General features: G+C 34.6%; 14 protein-coding genes. 9 read left to right on the forward strand and 5 right to left on the reverse strand.

The genetic code is table 11. The features are described from left to right. Positions 1-3: 3 nt before the first annotated feature. Positions 4-495: an acyl-CoA thioesterase gene (locus tag ATE47_RS16665; RefSeq protein ID WP_062163015.1), complete on the reverse strand. Its 492-nt coding sequence runs from the start codon at positions 493-495 to the stop codon at positions 4-6. 115 nt (positions 496-610) lie between these two features. Between ATE47_RS16665 and ATE47_RS16670 the strand changes: the two genes are divergently transcribed. The 3 genes from ATE47_RS16670 (at position 611) to ATE47_RS16680 (ending at position 3,481) form a co-directional block, all read left to right on the forward strand. Continuing rightward, the gene (locus ATE47_RS16670) at positions 611-1,813 is read left to right on the forward strand and encodes an NAD(P)/FAD-dependent oxidoreductase (RefSeq protein ID WP_062163016.1); all 1,203 of its coding nucleotides are present in this window, start codon (positions 611-613) and stop codon (positions 1,811-1,813) included. A gap of 115 nt (positions 1,814-1,928) precedes the next feature. Next, positions 1,929-2,567, forward strand: coding sequence for a DUF2306 domain-containing protein (locus ATE47_RS16675; protein ID WP_062163592.1), 639 nt, complete (start codon positions 1,929-1,931; stop codon positions 2,565-2,567). Next, complete coding sequence (locus ATE47_RS16680) at positions 2,564-3,481, forward strand: YARHG domain-containing protein (protein WP_062163017.1); 918 nt, start codon at positions 2,564-2,566, stop codon at positions 3,479-3,481. Before ATE47_RS16675 ends, ATE47_RS16680 begins: the two co-directional genes overlap by 4 nt. Before the next feature lie 260 nt (positions 3,482-3,741). Here the strand turns inward: ATE47_RS16680 and ATE47_RS16685 are convergent, their stop codons facing one another. Together ATE47_RS16685 and ATE47_RS16690 are read right to left on the reverse strand one after the other, a co-directional pair. Then, complete coding sequence (locus ATE47_RS16685) at positions 3,742-4,395, reverse strand: thioredoxin family protein (RefSeq protein WP_062163018.1); 654 nt, start codon at positions 4,393-4,395, stop codon at positions 3,742-3,744. Positions 4,396-4,406: 11 nt separating this feature from the next. Then, complete coding sequence (locus ATE47_RS16690) at positions 4,407-4,895, reverse strand: TlpA family protein disulfide reductase (protein ID WP_062163019.1); 489 nt, start codon at positions 4,893-4,895, stop codon at positions 4,407-4,409. Positions 4,896-5,006: 111 nt separating this feature from the next. On the opposite strand from ATE47_RS16690, the gene ATE47_RS16695 reads away from it, so the two are divergent. The 3 genes from ATE47_RS16695 (at position 5,007) to ATE47_RS16705 (ending at position 6,856) form a co-directional block, all read left to right on the forward strand. Next, entirely contained in the window at positions 5,007-5,828 is an 822-nt protein-coding gene (locus ATE47_RS16695; RefSeq protein ID WP_062163020.1) for a hypothetical protein, read from the forward strand. 143 nt (positions 5,829-5,971) lie between these two features. After that, positions 5,972-6,397, forward strand: a complete 426-nt coding sequence (locus ATE47_RS16700) for an energy transducer TonB (protein ID WP_062163021.1) — start codon at positions 5,972-5,974, stop codon at positions 6,395-6,397. A 39-nt stretch (positions 6,398-6,436) separates the two neighbouring features. Then, entirely contained in the window at positions 6,437-6,856 is a 420-nt protein-coding gene (locus ATE47_RS16705) for an energy transducer TonB (protein ID WP_062163022.1), read from the forward strand. Between the two features lie 35 nt (positions 6,857-6,891). On the opposite strand, the gene mutS is transcribed toward ATE47_RS16705, so the two are convergent. Then, positions 6,892-9,480, reverse strand: a complete 2,589-nt coding sequence (gene mutS / locus ATE47_RS16710) for a DNA mismatch repair protein MutS (protein ID WP_062163023.1) — start codon at positions 9,478-9,480, stop codon at positions 6,892-6,894. A 231-nt stretch (positions 9,481-9,711) separates the two neighbouring features. Between mutS and ATE47_RS16715 the strand changes: the two genes are divergently transcribed. Further along, positions 9,712-10,188 carry a hypothetical protein gene (locus ATE47_RS16715; protein ID WP_062163024.1) on the forward strand — a complete coding sequence of 159 codons (477 nt, stop codon included), beginning with the start codon at positions 9,712-9,714 and terminating at the stop codon, positions 10,186-10,188. Between the two features lie 55 nt (positions 10,189-10,243). On the opposite strand, the gene ATE47_RS16720 is transcribed toward ATE47_RS16715, so the two are convergent. Beyond that, entirely contained in the window at positions 10,244-11,116 is an 873-nt protein-coding gene (locus tag ATE47_RS16720) for a cupin-like domain-containing protein (protein ID WP_062163025.1), read from the reverse strand. Between the two features lie 91 nt (positions 11,117-11,207). Here ATE47_RS16720 and ATE47_RS16725 point away from each other — a divergent pair, with 91 nt between their 5' ends. After that, positions 11,208-12,080 carry a bestrophin family protein gene (locus ATE47_RS16725; protein ID WP_062163026.1) on the forward strand — a complete coding sequence of 291 codons (873 nt, stop codon included), beginning with the start codon at positions 11,208-11,210 and terminating at the stop codon, positions 12,078-12,080. A gap of 252 nt (positions 12,081-12,332) precedes the next feature. Then, entirely contained in the window at positions 12,333-13,892 is a 1,560-nt protein-coding gene (locus ATE47_RS16730) for a lytic polysaccharide monooxygenase (RefSeq protein ID WP_062163027.1), read from the forward strand. Positions 13,893-14,042: the final 150 nt, after the last annotated feature.

The raw sequence follows: 14,042 nt of genomic DNA on the forward strand, positions 1-14,042 counted from the left end.
TTATTATTTAAGTTCTGCCGGATTAATATTTTCCGGACGGAAAGGAAGTTTTTTAAAGTCTTCTCTTGTTAAAACTGTTGTTTCCGGAGATTTGTATTTATTCATTGCTTCTACCACATCATCCGGTGGTGTTGTCATTTTTCTCAACATTGTATCTATCCAGACACCCGTTGCTTCGGCTGTTGCACAGTGTTCTCCTTCGGGAGTATAAAATTTGTGTACAAAACGATAGATAGAACAATCTTCTGCACAGGCATCGATTTCCAGGCTTACAATCACTGTCTGATCTGCAAATATTTCTTTGAAAAAAGAAAACCTTTCATGCATGATTACAGGACCTATTCCCCATCGGCTCATTTGCGTAACTCCCATTTTTTCCTGTTTCATAAAAGCCATTCTGGTTTGGGCGCAATATTGAACGTAAGAAGAGTTTGCTAAGTGTTTGTTGGCATCAAGATCACTCCAACGAACTTCGAATTTATGGTAAAATATCATTTAGAAATCTGTTTTAGAATAATTAAAATTATATTCCTCAAAATTACTCAAATAAGATGGTTTATAAAAATTGTACTTTTGGAAAAATAATCTTGAGCATAAGATTAAATAAACTATGAAGCAAATTATCATTATCGGAGGCGGTGCGGCAGGATTTTTCTGTGCAGCAAATCTTGACGAAAAGAAATATAAAATTACCATTCTCGAACAAAATTCAGATGTTCTTCAGAAAGTGAAAGTTTCCGGAGGAGGAAGATGTAATGTCACCCATGCATGCTTTGATCCGAAAGAACTGGTTCGGTTTTATCCTCGTGGCAACAAGGAATTATTAAGCGTTTTTACAAAATTCCAGCCGGGTGACACGATGGATTGGTTCGATCAACGAAAAGTTTCGTTGAAGATAGAAAACGACAACAGGATCTTCCCTGAAAGCAATTCTTCACAAACCATTATCAATACTTTTTTAAATGAAATTCAACAAAAAAATGTTGGAGTAAAAACAAAATGTTCTGTAAAGGAAATTGAGAAATTAGACGAAAAATATTTAATAAAAACAAGTTTGGGTGATTTTGAAGCTGATTTTATTATTTATGCAACTGGAAGCTCACCAAAATCCTTAAAAATCATTGAAAATCTGGGTCATAAAATTATTGATTTGGTTCCATCTCTTTTCACCTTTAATATTAAAGATGATTTGTTGAAAGAACTTGCCGGAACAACCTTTGAAATGGCAGAAACATCAATTCCAAAATTGAAAACAGAAGAAAGCGGGCCTTTATTGATTACCCATTGGGGACTTTCGGGACCTGCAATTTTGAAAATTTCTGCGTGGGAAGCGATTAATTTAGCGAAAGTGAAATATAATTTTGAAATTGAAGTTAATTTTATCTCAAAAGATATTGAGGATGCAGAAGAATTATTTCAGAATTTTAAACAATCAAATCCAAAGAAAACAATCGGGCAGTCAAAAATATTTGATATTACGAATCGTTTCTGGCAGCGGGTTTTAGAAGTTTCAAATGTTGATCATAATAAGCAAGTCGCGAATATTTCAGGAAAAGAAATGCAGAAAATTATTGAAAATTTGTGCAAAAAGAAATTTAATGTGACCGGAAAATCGACTTTTAAAGATGAATTCGTAACAGCGGGAGGTGTTGATTTAAAGGAAATTAATTTTAAAAATATGTCTTCGAAAATTTTACCTAATTTTTATGTTGCCGGTGAAGTTTTAAATATTGATGCAGTAACCGGTGGCTTTAATTTTCAGGCGTGTTGGAGTGAAGCTTGGCTAATTGCTCAGGATTTGAATTTAAAATAAAATGCAAATGTTTGTCATTCTGAATGGAACGGAGTGAAATGAAGAATCTCTTTAATATTGTTGAGATCCTTCCTTCGTCAAAATGACAAATTCGACGCTAAAAAAACTTATGAAAATGGTTTTAGTCAAAAAAAATATGCCGCACATCTTCAGAATCCTTTTCATCTTGGGATTTGGGTATTTCTTTTGGCTGATGTTAAAAATCACTTTAGAATATATTCCGCTAAAAACTGATGTCAGCTTTTTAATGATTAAACAAACAGAAGTTGTTGAAAGACCGGAATATCTCTACTTTTTTTACACTCATGTTTACACAAGTATTTTTGTATTATTGTCAGGATTTTTATCCATTATAAGAAAAGATTTCGGATTAAAAAATTTCCATAAAACTTCTGGAAAGGTTTATATTTTTCTGATTTTAATTTTGACTGCTCCGTCAGGGATTTATATGGGATTCTTTGCTAATGGCGGAATTTTTTCTAAATTTTCTTTCGTTATATTAGGTAGTTTATGGTGGTTTTCGACTTTTAAGGCGTATCAATCGGCAAGAAGGAAAAACTTCACCCACCACAAACAGTGGATGTGGAGGAGTTTTGCGTTGACATTATCTGCCGTTACCTTAAGAATTTGGAAGGTAATTATCGTATATTTATTTCACCCAAGTCCCATGGATGTTTATCAAATTATTGCCTGGCTCGGCTGGATCCCGAATATCATTTTAATTGAATATTTAATCACAAAAAAACTTATATGAAAACTTTAAAAATAACATTAATCTCCTTATTTACAATCAGTTTGGTTGGCTGTAAAAAGGATACACAAGCCATAAATAATTCAAAAGACAGCCTTACCGCTAAAAAAGACTCGATGGCAGTTCCTGAAATTTACACGGAATATTACGGAATTTATATGGGCGATTTTGCAGGAAAAGCAATGATTACTCCTGAATATGGCGAAGAATATGAAGGTGAAGTTTACAAGAAAATATCTTTAAAAATCAATAGAATCACGAAGGATAGTGTTTACGGACAAAGCATTGTAGAAGGCAATCAGCGCCCTTTCCGCGGGGTTTTCAATGAGGTCTCAAAATCATTTGTTTTGGATGAACCGGGAGATGATAAAACGGATGGAAGATTTGAAATTAAGTTAAATAAAGACAGTCTGACAGGAAGCTGGACGGCTTTCAATAAATCCGCTGTAAAAGCTCCTACAAAAACATTAAAGCTTACCAAAAAAGAATTCGTTTACAATCCTAATTTTATGCTGAGTAAGGATAACGACCTCATCGATTGGGAAAATCCGAAAGATTTTGTCGAAAAATACACTGATGAAGAAACAGGGAAGACCGAAACTTTCACGGCTTCAAAAAACAGGGTGGCTTCCGATGCTGTATTTAAATTAAATGCTTCCAAACAAAAACTTACGGAAAAAGACCTTAAAAACCTTAGAAAACTGGATATGGAAATCATCAAAAATTCGGTTTTTGCGAGACACGGATATTCTTTTAAAAAAGCGACTTATAGAAATTTCTTCGAGCAGACGGATTGGTACATCCCTGTTTCCAGCAACGTCGACAATGATCTTTCTCCGATGGAAAAGGAAAATGTGGCCCTTCTAAACCGTTTTATAAAATATGCGGAAGATAAATATGACAGTTTTGGAAGATAAATTAATTTAAATTTTTCTTTGAATCCTCAGTTTTAACAAAAATACTCAACAACAAACATCCAGCAGCATAACAAAGAATATCAATCCAGGAAAAGGAAAATATCTTTTAATTTGGTGGCGATTAAGACCTCAATTAAGAAAATAACAATCGTTAAAAGAAAATATTTTAAACTGAATTTGAATTTCATCATTTAAATTTTTAAGCATAAAAAATCGGCATTCATACGAATCCCGATTTTTTTAATTTCACAAATATATATTTATTTCTTTACTTTCACCGTACATCCGATGGCGACTGTTTTTGTCATTTTTATCGGCTCATTTTTAATCAGGGAATTTACGGCGTCCTGAACATAATATTCTGAAACATCATTTGGGTTTTCGTAGTTATTGTCGATGGCACCAATGTATTTCACGATATTTTTCCCACCTTCTTTTTGTATAAGAAAAACATGAGGTGTTTTTGTTGCTCCATACTGAGGAAAAATCTTCTGCCCTTCATCCATTAAATATGGGAATGTAAAGCCTTTTTGTTTTGCCCTTTCAATCATTTTCTGGTAGCTGTCTTCAGGTTGTACAGCCGGATCATTGGGGTTGATAGCAATTACGGGATAGCCTTGAGACTTATATTTCTTGTCTAATTCTATAATTCTGTCTTCATATTTTTTTGCGTAAGGACAATGGTTGCAGGTAAAAATCACAATAAAGCCTTTTGCAGATTTGAAATCGTTTAGGGAAACCATTTTTCCATCAACATTTTTTAGTTTGAAATCCGTTGCTTCATCTCCGATTTCGTAGCCTTTTGCAGAAGATTTATTCTCTTTTTGAGGTCCGTTATGATCTGTTCCTGTTGTGAAACTTAGTAATCCAAGCCCGACTATAACAGCTGTTATTAAAATTTTTAAATTTTTCATAAGATATTTGTTTAAGGTAAATTTTTTACAATCGTATTTTCCAGATTTTCTTTACTCATTTCGCCGTCATTGAAATGAATTTTTTCGCCATTTTTATAAAAGATTGTCACGGGAATATTTCCGTCCCAATTCTTCTCAAAACGTGGAATCCAGGTGTTCATTCTTTTGATGTCATCTAGCAGTATAACTTCGGCGGTGAGGTTTTTATTTTTAATGAATTTAATAACCCTTTCCATGTCCACCAATCTGTCCAGGGAAACTAAAATCATTTTAAATCTCTGATTATCAACATACTTATTATTAACCTCCATAAAATCAGGCAACTCCTTTACACATGGTGCACAAGTTGTCGACCAGAAATTCACGACAAGCAATTTATCTTTTTCCTGCTGAATTCTTTTTTCAAGTTCTTCATATTTTATAGAAGGAACTTTTGTCTGCTGTGCCTTTGTGACCGTAAAAGTCAACAATAGGAATAGTATTTTGATTAAATTCTTCATACTCAAAATTAGTAAAATATTGTAAGCCAAAGCTTATGAATTTAACTTTGAATGAATTGTTCGTTTTCTATTATTATTTTTAATACTTTTGCACTTCTTTAAAAAAAATTTATGAAAAAAAGTTATTTATTATTGCCAGTCTTTTTCCTGGCATCTTGTTCTAATGGTGATGACGATAGCACCAATCCAAATGAAAATCCCAACGGTAATACTCCTGTTTTAGTAACGAAAATGGTGGATGACGGAGAAACTTATACATTTACGTATAATGGTAACAAAATTGCGGAGAGAAAACACTCAAGTGGGGATACAACAACGTATACTTATACAGGTGATCTGATCACTAAGATTGTTGAAAAAGATGGTTCAATAACGGAATCTACTGTCTTAACCTATGATAGCAACAGTAGACTTAGTAAATCAGTAATGACTCATACCAGTACCGGAATCAATAATTATACAACGACTATTGATTATACGTATGTAACCAATAATAATGTTAAAATTGTTGAAACTACAAATAATACTATGGTTGGCTATACCAAAGTTCATAAAAGAGATGCTTTATTAAATATGGACAACTCTATTAAAGGATGGACAACTACAGTAACTGAAACTCAATCATCAGGAACACTTACAGGAAGTGGTGGTTTGCTTGGTGTTTCATATGATTCTTCAAATTCTCCCTTCAAAAATGTGACTGGATATTTAAAAATCATTAATGCGGAAGGCATGACTGGTTCTGCGCACAACCTTTTAAACTACAGTGATAAAGTTGGTTATACAAACGGTGGATGGGAAACTACAATTTTCTCTTCTACATTTGAATATAATTCTTCAAGCTATCCAACCAAGGAAACAAAAAAATATAAAGACCAAAACGGAACTTTGTACCAAACGAAAGTTATAACTTACGAGTACAATCACTTATAAAATCAAGAGGGCTTCGGCTCTCTTTTTTTTATGTGTTATTTTAAATTAATTTAAAAATTTCTGGTTTTCTACACCATATCATTAAAAATTTTAAGCTTCGGCTCTTTTTTTGCTTCAAAAAAAGATAAACTATTTTTGTGATTATGAAGAAAATAATACTTTTTTTAGGTCTTTTTTTAAGTGTTTCAGTTTTTGCTCAGGAATTCAGCAGCGTGACACAACTTCCGGATTATGCCGTTTTAAAAACAAAAATGAAGCTGGATGATGTTGTCACCAAAGCAGATACGGCTCCTGAATTTCCCGGCGGAATGGATACTTTTAAGAGAAAATTTGCAGAAAGTATGGACGTTATCGATGTAAAATCAAGCAAGATTAATACAAGAGTTTATTTTATTATTGAAAAAACGGGATATGTAAGATATGTCACCGCAACCGGGGACGACAAAAAACATTCTCAAGCCGCAGAAGTTGCTGTGAGAAGGCTGTTTGTAAAATGGAAACCTGCGACAATCAATGGAGAACCGGTTCGCTATATGTATACTTTTCCTTTAACTTTGAAGAAATATTAAGATTAAATCTTTAAATTTTATCTTTGCACAAATTCATCAATGAAAATAATTACACTTTTATGTCTGATAATTAGCAATATTTTATTTGCCCAAGATTCTATTGCAGTAACAAAAATCATGGAAGAATTACAAATTCCAGCAAACAAGGAAACCTATCTTTTAAACGAAAAAAGAGCTGTATTTTTAAACGGAAATGAGGTATTTAAACAATTAATTGTAAAAAATTTCAGACAGAAAGTAATTCAAAAAATTAAAGAGAATGCATCATGTGAAATTACTTTCATAGTAGAGACTGATGGATCAATGAGTAACATTAAAGCTTCAGGAAATAATGATTTATTCAATAAAGAAACAGAAAGAGCCATTTCTAAAATAAAACAAAAATGGATTCCCGGTATTAATAATGGACAAATTGTTCGATCGAAATTTAGATTACCTTTAAAAGTAAGTTTTGACTAAAAAACTTATAAAGATTACTTTGATCTATATTTATTTTATCCACCAATCATTTTTTTAATAGAATTCAGCTTCATTAAAGCTTCTATCGGCGTCAAGGTATTGATATCAATTTTTGTCAATTCTTCACGAATATTTTCCAAAACAGGATCATCCAACTGGAAGAAAGACAACTGCATATTTTCTTCGGTAACTCTTTTGATGCTTTCGGAGGAACCGCTCTGAGCTCGGCTTGCTTCTAGCGTTTTAAGAATTTCATTGGCTCTGTTGACCACTTTTGAAGGCATTCCAGCCAATTTTGCCACATGAATACCGAAACTGTGCTCACTTCCTCCGGGAATTAATTTTCTTAAAAAGATAATATTTCCCTTATTCTCCTGAATGGAAACGTGGAAGTTTTTCACACGCTCAAAATTCACTGTCATTTCGTTAAGCTCGTGATAGTGGGTTGCGAATAATGTTTTCGCTTGAGTTGGATGCTGGTGAAGATATTCTGCGATCGCCCAGGCAATAGAAACACCGTCGTAGGTGGAAGTTCCACGGCCTATTTCGTCTAATAGAATTAAGCTTCTTTCTGAAATATTATTTAAAATATTCGCCGCTTCATTCATTTCTACCATGAAAGTTGATTCACCGGCAGAAATATTATCCGTGGCTCCTACTCTTGTAAAAATTTTATCTAAAATCCCGATTTCCGCATGTTTTGCGGGCACAAAGCTTCCGATCTGAGCCATTAAACAAACAATTGCGGTCTGCCGAAGAATAGCAGATTTACCCGCCATGTTCGGTCCGGTAACCATGATAATCTGTTGAGTATCTTTATCTAAGAAAATATCATTCGGGATATATTTTTCTCCTAGCGGAAGTGCATTTTCTATGATCGGGTGCCTGGCTTCTTTTAAATCGATCGCAAAACTTTCGTTTAAAACCGGTTTCGTATAGCTTTCAGAAACAGCGAGTTCCGATAACCCGACTGCAACATCAAGCTGCGCAATAATATTTGAATTTTCCTGAATCTGGTCAATATAAATCATCGTTTCAGAACAGACATTTCTGTACAGTTCGTTTTCTAAAACTCCTATTTTTTCTTCCGCTCCAAGAATCTGGTTTTCATATTCTTTCAGCTCCTCGGTAATGTATCTTTCTGCATTTACAAGGGTTTGTTTTCTCACCCAGTCACTCGGAACTTTGTCTTTATGCGTATTTCGAACTTCAATGAAATATCCGAAAACATTATTAAAATCAATTTTAAGACTTGTGATTCCTGTTCTTTCGATTTCCCTCTGACACATTTCGTCCAGGAAGCCACGGCCTTTAGACTGAAGTCCTCTCAATCTGTCCAGCTCTTCAGAAATTCCTTCTTTAATTACATTTCCTTTTGCAAGATTTACAGGAAGTTCATCGTTCAAATGGTTTTGAAGACATTTTATCAGTTCATCCTGATCATATAAAGGCTCAAGCCAAGCCAAAACATCGGCGTGAGGATGTAGTAGGGCCTTAATTGTATGAATATTAATTAAGCTCTGACGGAGATAACCTAATTCTTTCGGTGAGATCTTTTCTGCCGCCAGTTTTCCCATCAATCGATCTAAATCCGAAATGGATTTTAATAACTGGCAGATTTCATATTTAAGATGATCGTTTTCGTTTAAAAAATCAATCAAAGAAAGTCTTCTGTTGATTTCATTGACGGATTTTAAAGGTAAAATAATTCTTCTCCTCAACAATCTTCCGCCCATTGGAGTAGAAGTTTTATCGATAATATCCAATAAAGATTTTCCCTGTGGATTGCTTGGATAGACGATTTCAAGGTTTCTCAAGGTAAAATTATCCATCATCAGATAATCTTCCTGCGGAATCACCTGAAGCTTGGTGATGTGTGAAAGTAAATTATGATGCGTGTCCTCAACTAAATAAGCAAAAATAGCTCCCGCTGCGGTAATCGCTAACGGTTGGTTTTCAACTCCGAAACCTTTTAAGGAATTGGTTTTAAAATGATTCGTAAGTTTTTCGTAGGCAAAATTGTATTGATATGCCCAGTCTTCGAGCTTGAAAGCACTTTTATTTTTAAGCTGCTCCGGAAGCTGAACACTTCTCTGGTAAATAATTTCACTCGGATCAAAAGTACCGACGATGTGAAGCAATTTTTCCAAATTCCCTTCACTCACCAGGAATTCTCCCGTAGAAATATCCACCAGAGCAATCCCGAATTTCTCTTTTTCCTTATGAAGCGAAAGAAGGAAATTATTCTTTTTTGAATTTAAGACCTGGTCATTGAAGGTAACTCCGGGGGTCACCAATTCTGTCACTCCTCTTTTTACAATTCCTTTAACAGTTTTTGGATCTTCCAATTGGTCACAAATGGCAACTCTCATTCCTGCTCTTACCAGTTTTGGCAAGTAAGAATCTACGGAGTGGTGCGGAAATCCAGCTAATTCGATGTGCCCTTCCCCATTCGCTCTTTTCGTAAGGACAATTCCTAAAATCTGTGATGTTTTAATTGCATCCTGCCCAAAAGTTTCATAAAAATCTCCCACCCTGAATAGTAAAAGTGCATCCGGGTATTTCGCCTTGATGGTATTGTACTGCGTCATTAACGGGGTCTCTTTCTTCGTCGCCTTTGCCATTAAAAATTATCTTAAAATTTGGGTTCGTAAAAATAGGAAATAAAAACAGTAAAGCATTTATCCTATCTGAAAAACTGTTTTCAACATTAAAATCTATTAGATGTTTCCGTACTGCAAAATATCATTAACAAAGATTTAACTCAAACTGTTTTTTATGCTTTAAAAATTAACAGTATTTATAACAGGCTATTTTACAACACTTTATAAATTTGCACTGTAAAACAACATTTGATGAAAAAGTTATTTTGGATTATCATTTCTATGATATCCCTGTATTCCTGTACGGATGCTACTATAGATGAGCAAACGCTTGTCATAAGAAACAGCAGGGCACTTCCCTCTATACTTCTCACCTTTCAGTATGATGAAGGAAAAGAATATACTCAGGAGCTGCACTCCAATAGTGATCACGAGTCTGATATTATCTTATCTTATAATCCTTCGCTGGGCAGATATACCTATTTGGGTTCGCCGGTGAAGAAATTATATTTAAACAAATCAGATTATATTCTTTTCTCCGAAAATAATGTCATATATAAAGATGACGGGCAAAAAGAATCTACTTTAATACGAAACTATAATCAGCCTACCTTTTCGCTATCCAATACTATTGATTTTAATGGAATCGGTGGCGGTTTTCCCGTATTTTTGGAAACGACAAAAGATAATCTTGGGAGAAAGGTTATCCGGATAAAGCTTTATCAATAGTTTTTAATCCTAAACAAAAGGCTTTTCTTTGTTAAGAGAAGTCTTTGTTAATTATTCAATGTTTTGAAAGTTTCTCAAGTTCTCTTGAGCTGTTCCTGTATGCCCATTTTTGTTTGTAGTCTACCCATTTAGCTTTAAAAATCTTACGCATCAGTTTATCCGTATATCTCATGATAAAAACGTGATACAACATATTCGCAAAAACATTAGGCTTATTAGGAAGCGCGCGCAGTGACATTGAAAATCCGGGTTCCAGATACCTGTTGAAATGCCAGAATGCTCCCGGAATAAAAAGCGCGTCACCGTGCTCCATAAAAATCTCAAAGCCTTTGGCGTGCTTCAAAGCGGGAAACTTTTCATAGTCTGGATTTTCATAGTCCAATTCGTAAATAGTATGAACAGACAACGGAACCTTATATAAAAATGGAGATTGTTTTTGATCAAATAATAAAATTCTTTTTTTTCCTTCAAAATGAATATGAAGAAAATCTCCCAAATCTACATCATAATGCATCAAAACATGAGCCTCACTTCCTCCGAAAAACAATGTCGGAAGCCGTTTAAAAAATTTCATTCCCAAGTCAGGATAGGTGAAATTTTTCAACAATTCCGGAAGCCTGTCGGTAATGATATAAAAGAAAATACGAAGGTCTGAAGGTTTGCTTTTTATGGTATCAATATAGTCCTTCATCTTCATCTGAGTAACAGGAGCGTCGGAGCTTTTGGAAGCATCTGCAGGCTTATTGTCATACAACGGAACTTCCTGGTTTCCTGCCTTTTCACGGATAAAATCAAAATTCCACTGGTCGAAGGCATCCCATCGGCTCGCAAAATTTTTAATCAAAAGAGGTTTATGCTTTTTGAAATAATTTTTCTGAAAATCTTCTTTACTAATATCAGTTACTACATCAACGTTTTCGAGAATCATTTTGTGTGGTATTTAAAATGCAAATAAAAGTAATGTTTTTTTGAAATCTAAAAAAATTTTAAAGTTTATATTTGTAAGACCAACGAAATTTATGAGAGTTTATAATACCAAACATTTCCTGAAAATACTTTTCAGCTTACATAAAAATGATACATTAATTATTCTTTTTCCAACGATGATTCTTGTAGGGCTATATTCCTGGGGAATAGAATATCTGGAAGTGGAATATCTTCATCTTTCTTCAAAATCTGCGGTGAGCAATGTGAGCCTTATCCATTCTTTACTGGGTTTTGTGCTTTCTTTATTGTTGGTTTTCAGGACCAATACAGCTTACGACAGATGGTGGGAGGGAAGAAAACTGTGGGGAAAACTGGTGAACGATTCCCGGAATTTTGCCATTAAAATAAATTCTATTCTTGAAAACGACAGAAAAGACGCGGAGCAGATTGCAAGATATTTAAAATATTTCCCTCATTTTTTAGCAAAACACCTCTCTAAGGAGTCAACAAGGCTAGCTTTGGATGAAGATTATTCTGAAATTGAACAATATATAAAGCATCATGGTCCGAGCGAAATCGTTATTCTTTTAACTCATAAATTAAATCAATTAAAAAGAGAAGGAAAAATTTCGGATATTGAAATTTTATATTTAGACACACAGCTTTCGGGGTTTCTTGATATTTGCGGAGGTTGTGAAAGAATTAAAAATACTCCGATCCCCTATTCTTATTCCTCTTTTGTGAAGAAGTTTATCATTTTATATGTTTTGGCACTTCCTATAGCTTATGTGGTTTCGATTGGTTTTTTCATTATTCCTTTGACGGTTTTTGTATATTATGTTCTGATGAGCCTTGAAATGATTGCGGAAGAAATTGAAGATCCTTTCGGTAATGACGAGAATGATATTCCGATGGAGGCCATTGCACAGAATATTGAAAGAAGTGTTCACCAGATTATGAATTAAAGCAGACTCATTTAGCAATCCCCTTCTTATTTCCATCTGTTTATCAAACTGTTATAGAAAAATTCTATAGTATGCTAAAACACCTTTATTTAGTAGAAAAATTTCAACCATATAATAATTATTGTTTTATTTTATAAATAAAATGTTTTTTTTATTAATATTTTTTTTAATTTTATAAATCCCTAATTGAACTGGCATTGTGATATTTATTAGTCAACCAAACTTAAAATATTAATTTAAATTTTTAAAACTATGCCAAATCCAAAACATGGCCACGCGTATGATTCCCGTGGCGAATTTGCTCTAACCCAAGGGTGGTTAGCTGAGTGGAACATCCGTCAATTTGAAGGGGGAAAATTCTTCCCAACAAAAGAAATCGCAGGATTAGACAATTATCCGGGCGATGTAGATCCGGACGATCCTCAATATGAAGGAATTTACAGGCCAATACCGCCGAACAATTTTATCTCCAGCGGAGGCTGGACAAATGAACACGGATCCGACTGGGATATTGTAAACTATACAGATACTGCACTCCAGGAAAAAAAAGGAAAAACCTGGCCAAGAATAAAAGTAAGTTCCGGGCAGGATTTTAAAATAAGCTGGAAATACAGTGCTCCACATGAAACAAGAGGTTATAATTATTGGATCACAAAAGATGGCTGGTTCCAAAATGAAAGGATTACCATTGACCAACTTGAACCTGCCCCTTTTTACATGCATCACTATCCCACACCTCTCCCAGAAGGTGCAGCTCCCACAGAAACGAGTGTAATTTTGCCACAAAAATCAGGCTATCATATAATGATTGTAGCCTGGATTGTAGCAGATACAGGTCATGCATTTTATCAGACATTTGATCTGGATTTTGACGGGGCAACAGAACCAGGTCCGTCCGCAAGTATATCACCATCCAGAAATGAAGTAGAAAAAGGAGAAAATGCTTCTTTCACAACTTCCACTGAGGGAGATGCCCCTTTTACTTATTTATGGAATCTGCCTACAGGGTTGCGCACTGATGACAACCATCTTGATAAAGAAAATATTACTTATATAACAAGTGATATAACAGGTGATAAAACATTTGATATTACTTGCACGGTAACAGATAAAAATGGCAAATCAACGCAGGCACGTGCGAGCTTAGCAGTAAAAGACAGCTCTGCACCATCTGTTCCTACATTACAAATAATGCCTAATTCACAAAACGTGAAAGTTGGCTCTGCGGCTAAATTTAATGCTACAGTTAAGGGTGGTGAAGGTCCTTTTACCTATTCGTGGAATTTGCCGGACCCATTAACCTCTCCGGATATTGATCACAATATGTCTCATATTACTTATGCAACAGACAATGTTTCAAACAGTACAAATTTTGATATAACGTGCAGGGTTAGTGACCGTAATGGACAAACTGCAGATGCAACGGCAAGATTATTAGTGGAAAAAGACACGTCTCCAGATCCTAGTCAATGTACTGATCCCGATGCTGATAATTATCCGGCATGGAGCTCATCTTCAACCTATCCCGAAGAAAGAGCCTATAAAGTAAGCTATAAAGGATTAGTATGGGAAAATAAACATTACATCAATGCCGGTGAAAAGGCTCCGGATATACATGATGGATGGATGTTAGTAAGCAATATCGCAACTCCTTGGAACAACATAAGAAGCTACGATGCCAATAGCTATGTAAATCACAATGGCTCTCAATGGAAGGCAAGCTATTACGCAGGTCCCGGAGATGAACCAGGCAGTTCTTCCGGCCCTATGTGGAGAAATCTGGGCTCAGAAGCCTGTGAACCGAAATCTTAATTTTAATTTTTCTTTTTAATATGCCGTCTCTTTTGAGGCGGCTTTTTTATGTGAAAAACTTCAGGAGATTCATTAACTCAAAAAGTAATTAGATTAAAATTGTAAAATTTGGTAAATTGCAACACGAAATAAGCCTCGAAACAAATTAAT

Source organism: Chryseobacterium sp. IHB B 17019 (assembly GCF_001456155.1).
In the GTDB taxonomy this organism is placed as follows: Bacteria; Bacteroidota; Bacteroidia; order Flavobacteriales; family Weeksellaceae; genus Chryseobacterium.